The organism is Novosphingobium taihuense (genome assembly GCF_007830315.1).
In the GTDB taxonomy this organism is placed as follows: domain Bacteria; phylum Pseudomonadota; class Alphaproteobacteria; order Sphingomonadales; family Sphingomonadaceae; genus Novosphingobium; species Novosphingobium taihuense.
The window spans coordinates 790,926-806,747 of sequence record NZ_VLKJ01000001.1 but is presented as its reverse complement, the minus strand read 5'-3'; the positions used below and the strand labels follow the sequence as shown (position 1 = coordinate 806,747).

Annotated in this window: 17 protein-coding genes; 6 read left to right on the top strand and 11 right to left on the bottom strand. The window is 63.7% G+C overall.

The features are described 5' to 3' along the window. Positions 1-77 precede the first annotated feature (77 nt). Together IQ25_RS03885 and fghA are read left to right on the top strand one after the other, a co-directional pair. Positions 78-449 carry a VOC family protein gene (locus IQ25_RS03885; RefSeq protein WP_144902449.1) on the top strand — a complete coding sequence of 124 codons (372 nt, stop codon included), beginning with the start codon at positions 78-80 and terminating at the stop codon, positions 447-449. Beyond that, positions 449-1,294 carry an S-formylglutathione hydrolase gene (gene fghA / locus IQ25_RS03880; RefSeq protein ID WP_144902446.1) on the top strand — a complete coding sequence of 282 codons (846 nt, stop codon included), beginning with the start codon at positions 449-451 and terminating at the stop codon, positions 1,292-1,294. The genes IQ25_RS03885 and fghA overlap by 1 nt, the downstream gene beginning before the upstream one ends. 52 nt (positions 1,295-1,346) lie before the next feature. On the opposite strand, the gene nusB is transcribed toward fghA, so the two are convergent. The 3 genes from nusB to hisG are packed head-to-tail and all read right to left on the bottom strand — an operon-like array spanning position 1,347 to position 3,750. Further along, positions 1,347-1,793 carry a transcription antitermination factor NusB gene (gene nusB, locus IQ25_RS03875; protein ID WP_144902443.1) on the bottom strand — a complete coding sequence of 149 codons (447 nt, stop codon included), beginning with the start codon at positions 1,791-1,793 and terminating at the stop codon, positions 1,347-1,349. Further along, positions 1,790-3,079, bottom strand: coding sequence for a histidinol dehydrogenase (gene hisD / locus IQ25_RS03870; protein WP_144902440.1), 1,290 nt, complete (start codon positions 3,077-3,079; stop codon positions 1,790-1,792). The genes nusB and hisD overlap by 4 nt, the downstream gene beginning before the upstream one ends. Further along, positions 3,079-3,750: an ATP phosphoribosyltransferase gene (gene hisG / locus IQ25_RS03865; protein WP_144902437.1), complete on the bottom strand. Its 672-nt coding sequence runs from the start codon at positions 3,748-3,750 to the stop codon at positions 3,079-3,081. The genes hisD and hisG overlap by 1 nt, the downstream gene beginning before the upstream one ends. Before the next feature lie 42 nt (positions 3,751-3,792). Here hisG and IQ25_RS03860 point away from each other — a divergent pair, with 42 nt between their 5' ends. Further along, positions 3,793-4,857 carry a DUF2332 domain-containing protein gene (locus IQ25_RS03860; RefSeq protein ID WP_144902433.1) on the top strand — a complete coding sequence of 355 codons (1,065 nt, stop codon included), beginning with the start codon at positions 3,793-3,795 and terminating at the stop codon, positions 4,855-4,857. On the opposite strand, the gene IQ25_RS03855 is transcribed toward IQ25_RS03860, so the two are convergent. The 7 genes from IQ25_RS03855 to IQ25_RS03825 all read right to left on the bottom strand — a co-directional run bounded on the left by IQ25_RS03855 (position 4,854) and on the right by IQ25_RS03825 (position 11,548). Beyond that, positions 4,854-6,104 (bottom strand): low temperature requirement protein A, encoded by a 1,251-nt coding sequence (locus tag IQ25_RS03855; RefSeq protein ID WP_144902430.1) that lies wholly within the window; start codon positions 6,102-6,104, stop codon positions 4,854-4,856. The two genes, IQ25_RS03860 and IQ25_RS03855, sit on opposite strands and share 4 nt — an antisense overlap. Then, complete coding sequence (locus IQ25_RS03850) at positions 6,097-6,984, bottom strand: alpha/beta fold hydrolase (RefSeq protein ID WP_144902427.1); 888 nt, start codon at positions 6,982-6,984, stop codon at positions 6,097-6,099. Before IQ25_RS03850 ends, IQ25_RS03855 begins: the two co-directional genes overlap by 8 nt. Beyond that, a complete protein-coding gene (locus IQ25_RS03845; protein ID WP_144902424.1) occupies positions 6,981-7,799 on the bottom strand; it encodes an SDR family NAD(P)-dependent oxidoreductase in 819 nt (272 codons plus the stop codon). The genes IQ25_RS03850 and IQ25_RS03845 overlap by 4 nt, the downstream gene beginning before the upstream one ends. Before the next feature lie 157 nt (positions 7,800-7,956). Then, positions 7,957-9,495, bottom strand: a complete 1,539-nt coding sequence (locus tag IQ25_RS03840; RefSeq protein WP_158637661.1) for a methyl-accepting chemotaxis protein — start codon at positions 9,493-9,495, stop codon at positions 7,957-7,959. A gap of 454 nt (positions 9,496-9,949) precedes the next feature. Further along, positions 9,950-10,840: a pirin family protein gene (locus IQ25_RS03835; protein ID WP_144902418.1), complete on the bottom strand. Its 891-nt coding sequence runs from the start codon at positions 10,838-10,840 to the stop codon at positions 9,950-9,952. Next, the gene (locus IQ25_RS03830; protein WP_258536938.1) at positions 10,837-11,283 is read right to left on the bottom strand and encodes an NUDIX hydrolase; all 447 of its coding nucleotides are present in this window, start codon (positions 11,281-11,283) and stop codon (positions 10,837-10,839) included. Before IQ25_RS03830 ends, IQ25_RS03835 begins: the two co-directional genes overlap by 4 nt. Continuing rightward, positions 11,276-11,548 (bottom strand): BolA family protein, encoded by a 273-nt coding sequence (locus IQ25_RS03825; protein ID WP_144902412.1) that lies wholly within the window; start codon positions 11,546-11,548, stop codon positions 11,276-11,278. Before IQ25_RS03825 ends, IQ25_RS03830 begins: the two co-directional genes overlap by 8 nt. A 40-nt stretch (positions 11,549-11,588) precedes the next feature. On the opposite strand from IQ25_RS03825, the gene IQ25_RS03820 reads away from it, so the two are divergent. Both IQ25_RS03820 and IQ25_RS03815 read left to right on the top strand, forming a co-directional pair. Continuing rightward, positions 11,589-12,179: a J domain-containing protein gene (locus tag IQ25_RS03820; protein ID WP_144902410.1), complete on the top strand. Its 591-nt coding sequence runs from the start codon at positions 11,589-11,591 to the stop codon at positions 12,177-12,179. Between the two features lie 99 nt (positions 12,180-12,278). Further along, a complete protein-coding gene (locus IQ25_RS03815; RefSeq protein ID WP_158637660.1) occupies positions 12,279-13,121 on the top strand; it encodes an N-acetylmuramoyl-L-alanine amidase in 843 nt (280 codons plus the stop codon). Between the two features lie 70 nt (positions 13,122-13,191). Here the strand turns inward: IQ25_RS03815 and IQ25_RS03810 are convergent, their stop codons facing one another. Then, positions 13,192-14,796, bottom strand: a complete 1,605-nt coding sequence (locus tag IQ25_RS03810; protein WP_144902404.1) for a phosphoenolpyruvate carboxykinase — start codon at positions 14,794-14,796, stop codon at positions 13,192-13,194. Between the two features lie 243 nt (positions 14,797-15,039). On the opposite strand from IQ25_RS03810, the gene IQ25_RS03805 reads away from it, so the two are divergent. Then, the gene (locus IQ25_RS03805; RefSeq protein ID WP_144903178.1) at positions 15,040-15,795 is read left to right on the top strand and encodes a response regulator transcription factor; all 756 of its coding nucleotides are present in this window, start codon (positions 15,040-15,042) and stop codon (positions 15,793-15,795) included. Positions 15,796-15,822: the final 27 nt, after the last annotated feature.

Sequence of the window (15,822 nt, the reverse complement as noted above, 5' to 3'; positions counted from 1 at the left end):
TCCCGGATAGGCGCTTGACCGCCCCCTGCATTCGCTTAGCTCTCATGCCGCTGCAACCTGACTACGGGAGAGAGCTTATGTTCAGTCATGTGATGGTAGGTGCCGACGATATCGACGCCGCCAAGAAGTTCTACGACGCCACGTTCGCCGCCTTCGGTGGCCCGGAAGCCATCACCGACCCCAAGGGCCGCCTGATCTACATGCATAATGGCAGCATGTTCATCGTGACCAAGCCGATAAACGGCGAGGCTGCCTGTGGTGCGAATGGTGGAACGATCGGTTTCCGCATGAACCCGGAACAGGCCAACGCGTGGCACGCGGCGGGCGTTGCCAATGGCGGTACGGCTTGCGAAGATCCGCCGGGACCGCGTGAAGGCTCGCCCTACTACCTCGCCTACCTGCGCGACCCCGCTGGCAACAAGCTCTGCGCGCTGGACATCATCGCCTGATGACACTCGAAACGGTCTCTACCTCGAAGGCGCATGGCGGAACGCTGGGCGTCTACAAGCATGAGTCCACTTCGACGGGGACGGGAATGACCTTTTCGGTCTTCCTGCCCCCGCAGGCAGTGGAAGGCGCCAAGCTGCCGGTGCTGATCTATCTGTCCGGGCTGACCTGCACCCACGCCAACGTCACCGACAAGGGCGAATACCGCCGGGCCTGTGCCGAGCACGGCATCGTCTTCGTTGCGCCCGATACTTCGCCACGGGGCGAGGGCGTGCCCGACGATGCGGATGGCGCTTATGACTTCGGCCTTGGCGCAGGGTTCTACGTCAACGCCACGCAGGAGCCGTTCGCGGAGCAATACCGCATGTGGGACTACATCGCCGACGAACTGCCCGCATTGCTGGGCGCAAACTTCCCGGTCGATCTGGATCGAATGGGCATCACCGGCCATTCCATGGGCGGCCACGGTGCGCTGACGCTGGGGCTGACGTACCCTGAGAGGTTCAAGTCATTGTCCGCCTTCGCGCCGATCGTAGCGCCCGGGCAGGTGCCTTGGGGACACAAGGCACTTGGGGGGTACCTTGGCGATGATCGCGGTGCATGGCGCAAGCATGATGCCGTGGCGCTGATCGAGGACGGCAAGCGGCCCGCGGGTGCGGTGCTGGTCGATCAGGGCGATGCCGATGGCTTCCTCGCCGAACAACTCCGACCGGAACTGCTGGACGCGGCCTGCAATGCTGCGGGCGTGGACCTGACGCTTCGCCTGCAGCCGGGCTACGACCACAGCTACAATTTCATCTCGACCTTCATGGAAGACCACATCCGCTGGCATGCGGAACGGCTATAGTCCGAAAGCTTCGTCATTCCCGCCTGCACGGGAATGACGGAGTTTGGCTTTCTTACCTCACGTCCTTCGCCACGGCATCGAGCACACCGTTGACGAACTTCGCCTCGCGCTCCTCGAAGAACGCGTGTGCGACATCGACGTACTCGGTGATCACCGTCGCCACGGCAACGTCCTTGCGAGCCAGCAGTTCGTATGACCCGGCGCGCAGGATCTGCAGCATCGTCTTGTCGAGGCGGGCGAGGGACCAACCCTTGGCAAGCTTGGCCGAGAGCATCAGATCGATCTCGTTGCGGCGGGCATCGACGCCTTTCACCACATCGTCGAAGAAGGCGACATCAGCCTTGAGGTATTCGACCTCCTCGATTTCCGCGCCCAGCCGGTGCTGGTGGAATTCGTCGAGAAGGACCGTAAGCGGCGTCTGCTCCATGTCGATCTGGTAGAGCGCCTGCACGGCGGCGAGCCGCGAGGCGGCGCGGGCTTTGCCCGAAATCTGCGTCATAGCCCGAGCCTCACTTCGATCGACCGGGCGTGGGCGGCCAGCCCTTCAGCCTCGGCAAGGGCAATGGCGGCAGGGCCGACGGCGGCAAGCGCGGCGTCAGTCGCCTCGATAAAGCTGGTGCGTTTCATGAAATCCAGAACGGAAAGGCCCGAGGAAAAGCGCGCGCGGCGCCCGGTGGGCAGGACGTGGTTGGGCCCGGCGACATAATCGCCAACGGCTTCGGGGGTCATGCGGCCGAGGAACACCGACCCTGCATGGCGGATCTTGTCGAAGAGGCTCTGCGGATCGTCGGTCGCGATCTCGACGTGTTCAGCGGCAAGCGCATTGGCGAGGGCAGGTGCTTCATCAAGCGAATCCACCACGATGATCACGCCGTAATCGTCCCAGCTGGCCTTGGCGACCTTGGCGGTAGGCAACATGGCAATCTCGACGCCGACCATGTCCGCCACCTGATCGGCGAAGGCGGCATCGTCGGTGATGAGGATCGACTGGGCGACCGGATCGTGTTCGGCCTGGCTGAGCAGGTCGGCGGCGATCCATTGCGGGTCGTTCTTTGCATCGGCGATTACTAGGATTTCGGATGGCCCGGCCACCATGTCGATGCCGACCACGCCGAAAAGCTGGCGCTTGGCTTCGGCCACCCAGGCATTTCCGGGGCCGGTGATCACATCGACCGGCTTGATCCGTGCCGTGCCATAGGCCAGCGCTGCCACGGCCTGCGCGCCGCCGACACGCCAGACTTCGTCGGCACCGGCAAGGTGCGCGGCGGCGAGAACCAGCGGATTGGCCTCGCCCTTGGGCGTCGGGGTGACGACGACGAGACGTGCGACGCCTGCCACCTTGGCCGGGATGGCATTCATCAGCAGCGACGACGGATAGGCCGCGCGGCCGCCCGGAACGTAGAGCCCAGCGCCATCGACAGCACTCCAGCGCGCACCAAGGCGCATGCCACTCTCGTCAGTATAGTCCCGGTTTTCAGGCAGTTGTGCCCGGTGGTAATCACGAATGCGCTGTGCGGCGAGTTCGAGCGCGGCGCGCAGATCGGGCTTCAACGCATCGAACGCTTCGCGGCAGGCTTCGGGGGGAATGCGCCAGTCGTCATCTGCCGGAGCGTGGCCATCGAATTTCGCGGTGTATTCGGCAAGGGCCTCATCGCCGCGCAGGCGCACGTCCTCGATGATCGTCTGCACGTCGCGCGCGACGTTCTCGTCGCTCTCGCGGCGGTCCTTCACAAGGCGGGCGAAGGCCTTTGCGAAGCCCGGATCGCTGGATTTCAGGCGCAACATCAGGCGGCCTTCCTTGCAGCGACCATCTCGCGGAAGGCGTCGACCAGCGCGCCGAGGCGGGCGCTGTCAGTCTTCAAGGCGGCGCGATTGACGATAAGGCGGGCCGAGACGGGGAGAATCTGGCTGGTTTCAACGAGACCATTCTCCTTGAGCGTCCTACCGGACGAAACGAGGTCGACGATGCGGCTGGCAAGCCCAAGCGAGGGTGCCAACTCCATGGCACCATTGAGTTTTACGACCTCTGCCTGCACGCCAAGCTTCTCGAAGTGGCGACGCGTCAGGTTGGGGTACTTGGTGGCAACTCTGGCATGACTCTCGCGGGCAGAGGCACAACTCTCCACCAACTCTACCGGTTCGGCGACGGACAGGCGGCAGTGTCCGATGTCCAGATCGACCGGTGCATAGAGGTCCGCGTAATCGAACTCGTCGATCACGTCAGAACCGACGATGCCTGCATGTGCCGCCCCATGCGCCACGAAGGTCGCCACGTCGAAAGCGCGGACGCGAATGATCTTCACATCGGCGCGGTTCGTGGCGAAAGAGAGGGCGCGCGAGGCCTTGTTAAAGAAATCGGCCTCGGGCACGATCCCGGCCTTCTCGAGCAGAGGCAGGGCCTCCTCGAGGATGCGGCCCTTGGGCAGGGCGAAAACGAGCGGTGCGGCGGTGGACATAACCCGCCGCCCTTATGGCAGCGCGGCGCAAAGGGCAACTGAATGAACCCGATCATGGAGATCGAAGAGGTCGCAAAGGCCATAGAATGGCAGGCGGACCATGCCACGAACAATGGTGCACCCTGTACCGGCCGGGTGGTGCGGGCGCAATTGCACCTGTTGGACGGCGCAACGGAGGTGGGCGCGCGAATCGCTGCCTGGCCGGGAAGGCCGCTGGAGGACGCTCTGCCGCTGCGACTGGCGGGCGGGCATCACCATCTCGTGCTGACAGGGAAGGACATGCGGCTGGCCCCGGTCTATCGAGGCGAGGTGACCGATCAGGCTGAAGTGGATGCGCTGGTGGTGGCAGTGACGCGTGACCATGACGTGGAACTGCTCCCATGGCTCGATGGGCCGCCGCAGACCAACGAGGCGGGGCGGTCAGCTTCGATCATGGCGGCGCTGCTGTGGCTTTCGGGCAAGGTTGGCCCGCGTTTCGAACTGAACGAGCTTGGCGCGAGCGCGGGCGTCAACACGATGATGGAGCGGTTTTTCTTCGATCTTGGCGGGACCGTGGCGGGGCCGGAAAGCTCGCCCATGCGGATCGTGCCGGAGTGGCGCGGGTCCCCGCCGCCCCAGGCGCAAGTGGAGATCACCTCCATCCGCGGGTGTGACCGTGCGCCGATGAACCTTGCAGATCCGGAACAGGCGCTGCGGCTGAAGTCCTACGTCTGGGCCGAGGTGACCGAGCGGATCGGGCGGATCGATGCGGCGATTGCACTGGCTGCGCAGCGTGCTCCGGATCTGTTGCAGATGGATGCCGGGGATTTCGTCTCCGCGGTTCTTGCCGCGCCGCAGGAGGAAGACACCACCCGAGTGTTCTTCCACTCCATCGTCTGGCAATACCTACCGTCCGAAACCCGCGCCCGGATTGAAGCAGCAATGGGCGAGGCGGGCGCGAGGGCTGATGCCGCGCGACGGCTGGCCTGGGTCATGCTGGAGACAAACCGGCAGACTTTCAGGCATGAACTGACCGTGCGCTACTGGCCGGGAGGCGAAGAACCCACCGTTCTTGGCACGGCCCACGCCCATGGCGCATGGGTGGAGTTGTTCGGAATGAACTCCTAGCCCCCATCAAACGCGGTGCGGAAGCGTTCGCGCCAGCCGCCGTGGAACGAGACCCATTCCCACATGGCGATCAGCGCCAGAGCCGCTACGGTCAGCGCGACGAAGGCCAGCGCGCTGGGCGGTCGGACGCATGCCACGAGCGAGGTCACGGCGATCACGCCAAGTCCCGCCATGTGGCTTACGGGGAAGTTGCCGCGATCGCTGCTGTAGCTCTTGAAGAAGCCGACCCCGAGGACATAGACGAGCAGGCCGATGCTCTGGAACAGGACGAGGCGCAACGACGTGGGCCCTGCCGGATTGGCCAGCAAGATCGCGTCCGCCACTGCGGTGATCACGATTCCGGCCACGATCGGCATGTGCAGGTAAGTGAAGGCGTTACGCGCTATGCGCCCTGGTTCGGCGTGGTGCTCGATATGCTCGGCCCCGCGCGCCGCACCGCGATCGAAATAGATCCACCACATCAGCACCGAGCCGATGAAGGCGAGGAGAAAGGCGATGGCGCGCAAGGGTTCGTGGCTCAGCTGGGCAAAGCTTGACCCTGTGACGATGATGCCCTCGCCAAGGGCGATGATCACGAACAGGGCGCACCGTTCGGCCATGTGCCCGCCCGAGATGCGCCATTCCGAAGGGTCCGACCGGCCGAGGAATGGAACGCGATAGCCTTGTGAGGGCCCCAGATACTCGATTGCCAAGGCAATGGCCCAGAGAGTGATGCGCCTTTCCGACATTTCGGCCAGCGCGCCTGCGAGCCAGAATCCCGCCGAGGCGACAAACCATGCAAGGATGCGCAGCATGTTGATTCCTGCCGCGCGTTCATCGCGCCCCATGGCCCAGACCATGAAGAGCGTGCGCAGGACCTGCAAGCCGCTGTAGCTGAGGGCAAAGACCAGACCCATGTCCTCCGCCCCGGTTTCGAAGGCCTTGGGCATGGCTACGGCCATGACCATGCTCGCGAACATCACCATCAGCAGCAGGAGGCGGACCGGCACGCGATCCGGGTTGGCCCAGTTGGCGACCCACGATGTGTAGACCCATGCCCACCACACCGCGAGAAATAGCAGCGTGCCTTCGAGCAGCCCAGCCCAGCCGGGATGCATCAGCAGAAAATGCGAGGCCTGCGTGATCGCGAAGGCGTAAACCAGATCGAAGAACAGTTCGAGGTAGCTGACCGGGGCATGGCCGCCCCCATGGTTGCGCAACAGCGAAGTTGCAGGGGCGGCAGAAATTTCAGGTTTTCGATCAGCCAAGAAACCGGTCCAGCACAGCGTTCACCGTATCAGGTGCTTCCCACGGCACGAAATGCCCGCAATCCTGCACCGGTTCCACGGTAAGATTGGTGACAAGCTTGTCCATGCCGTCAAGGTTGCACGGAGGCAGGGCCATGTCGTCCATCGCCCAGATCACCAGTGTGGGGATCTGCAAGGGCGGGACCGCGGCATCCTGATAGTCTTCGGGCAGCTCGAAAGGCACGTCCATCGGCGGGACCGCCATTTGGCTGGCGCGATACCAGTTGAGCATGGCGATGGCGGCATCGGGGTTCGACCAGTCCTTGAACAGGGCGGCGCGCTCTTCCTCTTCCATGGTGGGCGCGCGCTCCCACTTGAGCGCCTGGGCAAGCAATGCGCCAAGGCCGTGTTCGCGCACCATCGCGTCGTTGGCAGTATCACGGAAGGCACGCATGTACTGGCTAGCCTCGCGCTGCTGGCGGTCGGTCCAGAGCAGGCGCGGGAAAATGACAGGGTGCGGGGCATTGGCAATGACTGCGCGAGTGACGCGCGTGCCCTGGCCGAGGAGAGCCACCCCCCAGGCAATCGCGCCGCCCCAGTCATGGCCGAGGATGGTGAACTGCTGCACGCCCAGCGCATCGGCGAGCTGGAAGATGTCGCCGATCAGCTTGTCGGGCGTGTAGTTCTCCACGCCTTCCGGCTTCGACGAGCCGCGATAGCCGCGCTGGTCGGGCGCGATGCAGCGGAAGCGCGAGGAGAGGTGCGCGATCTGGTGGCGCCAGGTGCGGTGGCTTTCGGGGAAGCCATGGAGGAAGATCAGGACGGGCGCGTCCTTCGGGCCGACATCCAGCACATCGAGTTCAATCCCGCTGGCGAGTGTCACGCGTTTCAGGTCGGTCATTCGGAAGCTCCCTCGTCCATCTTCTGGGCATAGCCTGCGGCGACGACTTCGGCCATGCGATCGTGCAGGGCATCGGGCGTGCGGCGCAGTTCTCCGATCTCCCGTTCCATGCCTTCGCCCATGATGATCTCGCGTTCGCCCGCCGCGATGGCGTCGAGCATCCGGGCCGCAGCCACGTTCGGATCGAGTCCGTTCTCGATGGCCTTGTCGCTGGTCCCGCGGCGCGATCCGTCGGCGGTAATGGCGTTGCGCGAAACATCGGTCCGGATCGAGCCGGGCGCGATCACATGGACCTTGATGCCAAGGCCCGCGACTTCCGCGCGCAAGGCATCGGAATAGCCGAACAGCCCGAATTTGGCGGCACTGTAACCCGTGCGCATGGGAGAGCCGACCTTGCCGGCAATGCTCGAGACCATGACGATCCGCCCGGATTTGCGCGCTGCCATGCGCGGCAGGAGCGCCTGCGTAAGCGCTATGGGGGCGAGCAGATCGACCGCGATGATGCGTTCGTAGACCGGGAACGCGGTGTCTACGGCGAGCGAGCGCTGCGAGATGCCGGCGTTGTTGACCAGCATGTCGACATGGCCCTTCCAGCCCCACGCCTGATCGGCGGCACGGGCGGCGGCGGCATAGTCGGTTGCTTCAAAGGGCAGGACGAGGGCGTTGCCGCATTGCGCGGCGACTTCGCGAAGTGCAGCTTCGTTGCGTCCGGAAAGGATCAGCTGCGCCCCTTGCGCAGCCAGCGCCCGCGCCAGTGCCGCGCCGATGCCCGACGATGCACCTGTGGTCCACACGACTTGCCCAGCAAATGCCATTCGCACGCTCTCCCTCGGCCGGATCTTAATCGACCCATTAAAGGTATCGTGTCAGGGTTTTGCAGGGGAGGAAAGGGGGTGAATCGCCAAACCTCCTGACGATCGCGGGACTAGTGTTGTCGAGCCACGCCAGCGCAGGGATGATTCCCTGCGGTGATCAGGCGACGCGCAGCATCGCGACAGGTCGGTCTAAGGACGCATCGGAGCGGCTCGTGCGGAACCTGCTGACCAGCTCGCGCAGTTCTTCAGCCGCTCTTGCCAATTGATGGGCGGCCGCGTTGCTTTCCTCGACCATCGCCGCATTCTGCTGCGTAAGCGTGTCGAGGTTTCCGAACGAGCCGCTGACACGGGTCAGTTCGCCTGACTGCCGAACAGCCGAATCCGCAATATCCGAGATGGCTTCGCTGACCTGCGAAACGCGGCTGACGATATCGCCCAGCACCGTTCCGGTTTTGCCGACGAGGCTTACCCCCGCGGCGACCTGTACGCTGGATGTCTGGATCAGGGTGCGGATACTGCTTGCTGCCTCGGCAGAGCGCTGTGCGAGCGCGCGGACTTCGTTGGCAACAACCGCAAAGCCTTTTCCGGCATCGCCAGCGCGAGCAGCCTCGACTCCTGCGTTAAGTGCAAGCAGGTTTGTCTGGAAGGCGATCCCGTCGATCAATGAGATGATTTGGCCGATCTCGTTGGAAGAGCGTTCGATTTCGTTCATCGCCGAGACTGCGCTCGACACGACTGCGCCACCTGTTTCGGCAAACTCTTGTGCCTGACTAATGGCTTCGCGGGTATGTCCAGCTTCCCGGGCCGTCTGGTCGATCTCTTTTACAAGCTCGCAGGTTACCAAGTTGTTCTGTTCCAGAGCGCTCGCCTGCAGTTCGGTCCGGCGAGCCAGATCGTCAGACGCACTGCGGATTTCTGAAGAACCCTGGGCAATGTGAATGGTCGTGGAAGATACGGCACCGACAAGACGATCGAGATCGGCGGTCGCTGCGTTGAAGCTGCTCTTCAGCTTGAGGTAGGCTGGTGGGAAGTCGGCGTTGATCATGGTGCTGAGATCGCCGGCAGCCAGTTCCTCCAGCCGCTGCTCGATCGCCGAGATTACCAGCTCCTGCTCTTCGGCAATCCGCTGCCGCTCTCCGGCTGCCGCTTCTTCCATGGCAAGTTTGGTTGCTTCGGCTTCGGCCTGAGTAATGACAAGGGTCTGCAACTGGACGCTGAGGAACACCAGCGCTGCGGTTTCAGCAATGACCACGACCGCGTGGAGGACCACGCGAAGTAGGTCGCCGCCAGTGCCGTAAACCAGCTCGGGCGCGACGAGGTTGCCGAGAAGATGATGGACAGCTGTCAGGGCTGCGCCGGTTACGATTGGGCGCCAGTCAGCAAGAACGACGATGATCGCAAGGCAGGCGAAGAAGACCATGTGCAGGTCGATCATCCAGGCCGATCCAGCCCACTGATAGAGCAGGATCATCGGGAACGTCATCACTCCGGCCGCCACGGCGCAGCGCGCGGTGGCATCGCTACTGCCGGACATCGCCACGTAGACCGTGAGCAGTGCCGCGAGCGAGGCTGCGATCGGTGGAAGAAGCCCCGAATCCGCCCAGATCGCGCCGATGAAGATGATCAGCGTGCCGACAATCGAGGTGAAAGCGAGAGCCCGTAAACCGTTGGCGCGAAGCACCTGCAACTGTTCCATGCCGTTCAATTTCCTGATGATGCAGTGCAAAGGCTGAGCGGGACTGCGATCGCAATCGTGCCGTGGCGCAGTGCCGAAAGGAATGCTCCGTCTGGAGCTCGGTCGAGGATGAGTCCGCCGATCGGCGTCCTCCCGACAATCCGAACGCCGCGTGCGGTCGCCCAGCCGACGAAAGCTGCGGAGTTCGGTTGTGAAACGGAGAAAATGGCGAGCGCTGAACCGGTCCTCGGAGCCAGCGACGTGGCAACCAGAGACATGCATGCGAGAGCCAGCAGGCACATGCTGCTTGATTGTGCGGCGCGCGCCTGCCCCTTACTTTCCGTCATAAATCTAGGATAACAAGGGGTTGTTTTCCGGCGCTTAGGAACAACTCCGGATTAATGCGTGCTGCTTTGCTAACGCTTGACGATTGTCCGCGCGGTCGAATCGGATCAAGTGCGTGCGGATTGCGCCGTTACGGATAGCTGACCGTCGTCGCCACCTTCGGCAGTGGGATGAACTCTGCCTCGTCGCCGGGCACTTTCGGAAAGCGGCCTTCCTGCCAGTCTGCCTTGGCCTGGTTGATCCGGTCGCGGCTGGAGCTGACGAAGTTCCACCATACGTGACGCTTGGTGGCGAAGGCTTCTCCGCCCATCAGCATGACGCGGCCGCCGGTTTCGGATTGCAGCTTCAGCACCGCGCCGGGGGCGAGGACGACGAGGTCGTAGAGGGCGAGGGGGTGGCCGTCGATGCTGGCCTCGCCGCCGACGAGCATGACGGCGCGTTCATCGGCCTCGGCGTCGATCGGCAAGGCACCGCCCGGTGCGAGGAGAATCTCGGCATAGATCGTGGCGGCGTGCTGGGTGGTCGGCGCCGTCTTGCCCCAGAGCGTGCCCATGATGACCGTGGCGCTGGCGCAGACGTCCTCCACAACCGGAAGCTTCGTAACCTGTTCGAAGGCGGGGGCGATCTCCTCCTTGCCGTCGGGCAGGGCGAGCCAGGTCTGCATGCCGTATAGGTGGGGGCCGCCCGGGCGCTCGGTCTCGGGCGAGCGTTCGGAATGGACGATACCGGTGCCGGCAGTCATCAGGTTGACCTGTCCGGGGCGGATCGTGGCGAAGGAGCCAAGACTGTCGCGGTGGTCGATCGCGCCTTCGAACAGCCAGGTGACGGTGGCAAGGTTGATGTGCGGGTGGGGGCGCACGTCCATTGCGGTGCCGTCCGGCAGGTGGGCCGGGCCGAACTGGTCGACGAAGATGAACGGGCCGACCATTGTGCGCTGGCGTGAGGGGATGGCGCGGCGGACCTCGAACGCGCCAAGGTCATGGGCGACGGGGGTGATGGTCTGAATGATCGGATCGGTCATGCTTCAGCCTCGAGATCGAGCAGTTCGAGCAGGTTCGCCGGGAACACCGGTTCGTGCCAGTTTGCCAGTTCTGCGCGGGTAAACCAGCGAAATTCCTTGATAAGTTCGCGCTCTATTTCGGTGTGGCCAGATGTGTCCGGGGTGAAGCTTGTGGTGCGGATGCGGAAGAAGCGCTCGTCCGAGGTGATCGGTTCGCCTTCGAGAGTCAGGTAATCGTCTGCCCGGCAGGCCACTTCGGGGCCGCAGGTTTCGACCACCAGCCCGGTTTCCTCGAAGAGCTCGCGAACGGCAGCGTTGGCAAAGTCCTCCCCCGGATCGCATTCGCCGCCGACGCCGCACCAGAACGGTCGGCGGTCTGCCGGGGCGAAGCGGATCAGGAGGAGGCGGTCGTGCTCGTCGAGCAGGAGGATGCGGGCGGCGCGCCTGATGCGCCGGTTACTCACCGGGCGCGCGTGCCTTGATGGCGAGGGCATGGACGCGCTGGCCGGGGAGGTCGCCCAGCGCCCTGTTGACCAAGCGCTGGCGATTGAGGCGCGACTGGCCGGTGAAGGCGGGGCTTTCGATCTCGACGGTGAAGTGCGATTCGCCAGTGCCGTCGTCGCCCATGTGGCCCGAGTGGCTGGCGCTGTCGTTGATGACGGCGAGGCGGGTGGGGGCAAGGGCTTCGGTCAGAAGCCGTTCGATTTCCTGTGCGATTGGTCCGGTCATGGCTTTTCTTCTAGCGTCTTCATCGCCATGTGGACAGCACATGCGAAATGACAAGTTCCACGGTCGCGTCCAGGGTACGGGGCGTATCTGCAATGCCCCCGGCTGCGACGAGCCGGGTGAATTCCGTGCGCCCGGCGTTCGTTCGTCCGGGTTCGATGGGCCGGGGGATTATCGCTGGTTCTGCCTCGAACACGTTCGACAGTTCAATTCGGGCTATGATTTCTTTGCCGGGATGACGCCAGAGGAAATCCTGAAGGCGCAATCACCGCTGTCGGGCTGGGAGCGCGAGACACGGGCGTTCCGGGCCGATGCGGGGATCGACCAGGCGCCGCGTTGGGCGGACTTCGACGATCCTCTCGAAGCCATCGCCAGACGGGCGAGTGCGCGGCGAGCCGATCACCAGAAAGCTGCCGAGGCGGCGCGGCGCGGGATAAGCCCTGACGAGCGCAAGGCCTATGATGCATTGCATCTGGCCTATGATGCCGACCGGCGGCAGTTGCGGCGGAGCTACTCCGAACTGGTGCGCAAGTACCATCCCGACCGCAACGGCGGTGATCGCACGCACGAGGGGCGGCTGCAGGAAGTGGTCGAAGCCTACAACCTGCTCAAGGACAGCGCGCTCTTCGCCTGATCCGCATCGCGCATTGCGCCGGTCTGGTGACGTCTCACACAGATTCCTCCGTGGATTCACGTAAGATGCTCCAGCGAGTTGGCGATGGAGGCGTGGGGCATGGTTTACGCGATCAAGAACGGGATTCTGACCGACAGCAACAATCCGGTAAGACAGATCCGCTCGAAGAATACCGGCGGCGCGTTTCCGACGCCCCCCAAGATCGTGGTGATCCATTTCACCGCTGGCGGATCGGCGGCGTCATCGGCCAACTGGTTTGCATCGAAGGACAATACCAATTCGTCCGCTCATGTGGTGATCGACCGGGATGGCACGATCATCCAGTGCGTGAACTTCGGCGAGGTGGCGTGGCATGCAGGCAAGTCCACATGGCGGGACATCGTCGGGCTCAACAGGCACTCCATCGGCATCGAAATCGCCAACTGGGGTGCGCTGCGCGGCGGGGCCAATGGCTGGAGCAATGCCGCGGGGCAGAGGATCGACAATGTGGTCATGGCCGTGCACCGCAACGGCAACCCGGATGGATCGCGCACGCCGATCGGCTGGGAGGCCTATCCCGAGGCGCAGTTCGAAGCGACCGTGGCGCTGGTGAGGGCCCTGCGTGCGGTCTATCCGATTGCCGAGATCGTCGGGCATGATGACATTGCGCCGGTGCGCAAGTCCGATCCCGGACCAGCATTCGACATGGTGCGCTTCCGCCAGCGCGTGCTTGGCGGCCGGGACGACGACGGGCCGAACACGGGCGTGATCCGTTCGCCGGGCGGGCTCAATCTGCGCAGTGGCCCGGGCACGAACAACGCCGTGGTGCAGTTGCTGGCCGATGGCACCAAGGTCTTGCCAATCGGTGCGAACGGCTCATGGCTTGAGGTGACAGTGCTCGATGCTGCGGGCAAGCCGAGCAAGACCGGATGGGTCCACGGCCACTACGTCGATCTTGATTGATCGGCAGGCCTGAAACGAAACGGGGCTCCCGAAGGAGCCCCGCAGCGTTTCAGCAATGGTCAGGCGGCAATCAGGCCGCGACCGGAGCCGCATCGCGGACCGACTGGTCCACATGCTCGGCAAACTGCTGGAAGTTGTCGACGAACTTGCGCACGAGTTCCTGCGCGGTCTTGTCGTATTCCTCGCCATCGGCCCAGGCACCGCGCGGATCGAGCAGCTTGGTGTCGACGCCCGGTACTTCCACCGGCACTTCGAATCCGAAGTTCGCATCCTTCTTGAAGGTGGCGCTGTTGAGGCTGCCATCGAGCGCGGCGTTGAGCAGGGCGCGGGTGGCCTTGATCGGCATGCGCTTGATGCCTTCCTGCGTGGCCTTGCCGCCCGACCAGCCGGTGTTGACCAGCCAGCACTTCACGCCGCCCTTGGCAATGCGTTCCTTCAGCAGGTTGCCGTAGACCGACGGGTGGCGCGGCATGAACGGCGCGCCGAAGCAGGTGCTGAACGTGGCTTCCGGTTCGGTAACGCCAATTTCAGTACCGGCAACTCGGGCGGTGTAACCAGAGAGGAAGTGGTACATTGCCTGGTCGGGCGTGAGACGCGCGATCGGAGGCAGGACGCCATAGGCATCGGCGGTGAGGAAAATCAGGTTGGCCGGGACCGGCCCGAGGTTCTTCTCCGAGCAGTTCGGGATGAAGTCGATCGGGTAGGAACCACGGCTGTTCTCGGCAAGGCTGTTGTCGTCGAGGTCGATCGTGCGGGTGACCGGATCGATCACAACGTTTTCGAGCACGGTGCCGAAACGCTTGGTCGTGGCGAAGATTTCCGGCTCGGCTTCGGCCGAGAGACGGATCATCTTGGCGTAGCAACCGCCTTCGAAGTTGAACACGGCAGTGTCGGACCAGCCATGCTCGTCGTCACCGATAAGGGTGCGCGAAGCATCGGCCGACAGCGTGGTCTTGCCAGTGCCCGAAAGGCCGAAGAACACGGCGGTCTTGCCATCGGGGCCGACGTTGGCCGAGCAGTGCATCGGCATGACGCCCTTGACCGGCAGCAGGTAGTTGAGGATGCCGAAGACCGACTTCTTCATTTCGCCAGCATAGGCCGTGCCACCGATAAGGATCAGCTTCTCGGTGAAGTTGACCGCGACGACAGTCTCGCTGCGGCTGCCATGGCGTTCCGGATCGGCGCGGAAGCTCGGCAGGTCGATGATGGTGTATTCGGGCGCGAACGCGGCAAGTTCGTCCGTGGTCGGACGGACCAGCAGGGTGCGGATGAACAGGTTGTGCCAGGCAAACTCGTTGATCACGCGAACGTTGACGCGATGCTCGGGCTGCGAGCCACCGAACAGGTCGGCGACGTAGAGGCGGTCCTTGGCGCCAAGTGCCGCTATGAAGTCTGCCTTGAGGTTGGCGAAGTGCTCAGGCGTCATCGCGACGTTGGTCTTGCCCCACCACACGGTGTTCTCGGTCTCGGCATCGCGGACGATGAACTTGTCCTTGGCCGAGCGGCCGGTGTGCTTGCCGGTTTCGACCACGAGCGGACCGTCGACGCAGAGCAGGCCTTCGCCATTGCGGACCGCATGTTCGACCAGTGGCGCAGTGCCGAGGTTGGCGAACAGTTCCGCCGGCTCGGGGAAGCCCTGGCTGGCGAGGGACACGTTCAGGCTGTTATCGGACACTTCGGGCCTCCCGTTGGCGGCGCTCCGGACAGGAATTTGTCCCTTCGCGCACGGATTGCGAATACGAATGCGCTGATTCTCGATCTGCGCATAGTCACCCCGCTTTGCTGCGTCAAATGACAGCCTGCAACGAAGTTTTTTTGCGCACTCAGTTGCAACTTGTGCAACTGGAAAATGCTGCGTCGCAGCGCGATTTGTGGTGGAAGTTGCAAGGGTTGGGCAGGATCGGTATCGCTCGAAACCATGGTCAGCCCGCAATCGCCACGTACCGAAGCCATCGATGCTCCGCGCACGATCGCGCTGGTCGACGACGATCGCAACATCCTGACAACTGTTTCGATTGCGCTGCAAACCGAAGGCTTCGCCACGCGTCTCTACAATGATGGTGACACGGCGCTGAAGGCTTTGCTCGACAACCCGCCCGATCTAGCGGTTTGCGATATCAAGATGCCGCGCATGGACGGGCTCGAACTGCTGAGGCGCCTGCGCGAGAAGAGCGATCTGCCCGTCATCTTCCTGACCAGCAAGGACGACGAGGCCGACGAGGCACTCGGCCTGTCGATGGGCGCGGACGACTACATCGCCAAGCCATTCAGCCAGCGCCTGCTGGTAGCGCGCATCAAGGCCATACTGCGCCGCAGCGATATCGTACGGCGCGAGGCGGAAGAGCAGGAGCCGGACGGTGAACCTTTGCCCGAGCCGATCCGTCGCGGTCGCCTCGTCATAGACCCCGCACGCCACGCCGTGACCTGGGATGGGGAGGCGGTATCCCTGACGGTGACCGAGTTCATGATTCTCGAAGCGCTGGCGATACGGCCCGGCGTGGTCAAGACTCGCAACCAGCTGATGGATGCGGCCTATCACGACGATGTCTTCGTCGACGATCGCACCATTGACAGCCACATCAAGCGCCTGCGTCGCAAGTTCCGCGCGGTCGACCCCCGCTTTGGTGCGATCGAGACGCTCTACGGTGCAGGCTACAGCTTTGCCGACGAGTGACCCCGCAACCCCGGTAGCGCGGCGCGC

What these genes read in the sequence shown, in the direction of transcription:
- IQ25_RS03885 (WP_144902449.1), top strand. Translation starts at nt 78, where the DNA reads ATGTTCAGTCATGTGATGGTAGGTGCCGACGATATCGACGCCGCCAAG.
- fghA (WP_144902446.1), top strand. Translation starts at nt 449, where the DNA reads ATGACACTCGAAACGGTCTCTACCTCGAAGGCGCATGGCGGAACGCTG.
- nusB (WP_144902443.1), bottom strand. Translation starts at nt 1,793, where the DNA reads ATGACGCAGATTTCGGGCAAAGCCCGCGCCGCCTCGCGGCTCGCCGCC.
- hisD (WP_144902440.1), bottom strand. Translation starts at nt 3,079, where the DNA reads ATGTTGCGCCTGAAATCCAGCGATCCGGGCTTCGCAAAGGCCTTCGCC.
- hisG (WP_144902437.1), bottom strand. Translation starts at nt 3,750, where the DNA reads ATGTCCACCGCCGCACCGCTCGTTTTCGCCCTGCCCAAGGGCCGCATC.
- IQ25_RS03860 (WP_144902433.1), top strand. Translation starts at nt 3,793, where the DNA reads ATGAACCCGATCATGGAGATCGAAGAGGTCGCAAAGGCCATAGAATGG.
- IQ25_RS03850 (WP_144902427.1), bottom strand. Translation starts at nt 6,984, where the DNA reads ATGACCGACCTGAAACGCGTGACACTCGCCAGCGGGATTGAACTCGAT.
- IQ25_RS03845 (WP_144902424.1), bottom strand. Translation starts at nt 7,799, where the DNA reads ATGGCATTTGCTGGGCAAGTCGTGTGGACCACAGGTGCATCGTCGGGC.
- IQ25_RS03840 (WP_158637661.1), bottom strand. Translation starts at nt 9,495, where the DNA reads ATGGAACAGTTGCAGGTGCTTCGCGCCAACGGTTTACGGGCTCTCGCT.
- IQ25_RS03835 (WP_144902418.1), bottom strand. Translation starts at nt 10,840, where the DNA reads ATGACCGATCCGATCATTCAGACCATCACCCCCGTCGCCCATGACCTT.
- IQ25_RS03825 (WP_144902412.1), bottom strand. Translation starts at nt 11,548, where the DNA reads ATGACCGGACCAATCGCACAGGAAATCGAACGGCTTCTGACCGAAGCC.
- IQ25_RS03820 (WP_144902410.1), top strand. Translation starts at nt 11,589, where the DNA reads ATGCGAAATGACAAGTTCCACGGTCGCGTCCAGGGTACGGGGCGTATC.
- IQ25_RS03815 (WP_158637660.1), top strand. Translation starts at nt 12,279, where the DNA reads ATGGTTTACGCGATCAAGAACGGGATTCTGACCGACAGCAACAATCCG.
- IQ25_RS03805 (WP_144903178.1), top strand. Translation starts at nt 15,040, where the DNA reads ATGGTCAGCCCGCAATCGCCACGTACCGAAGCCATCGATGCTCCGCGC.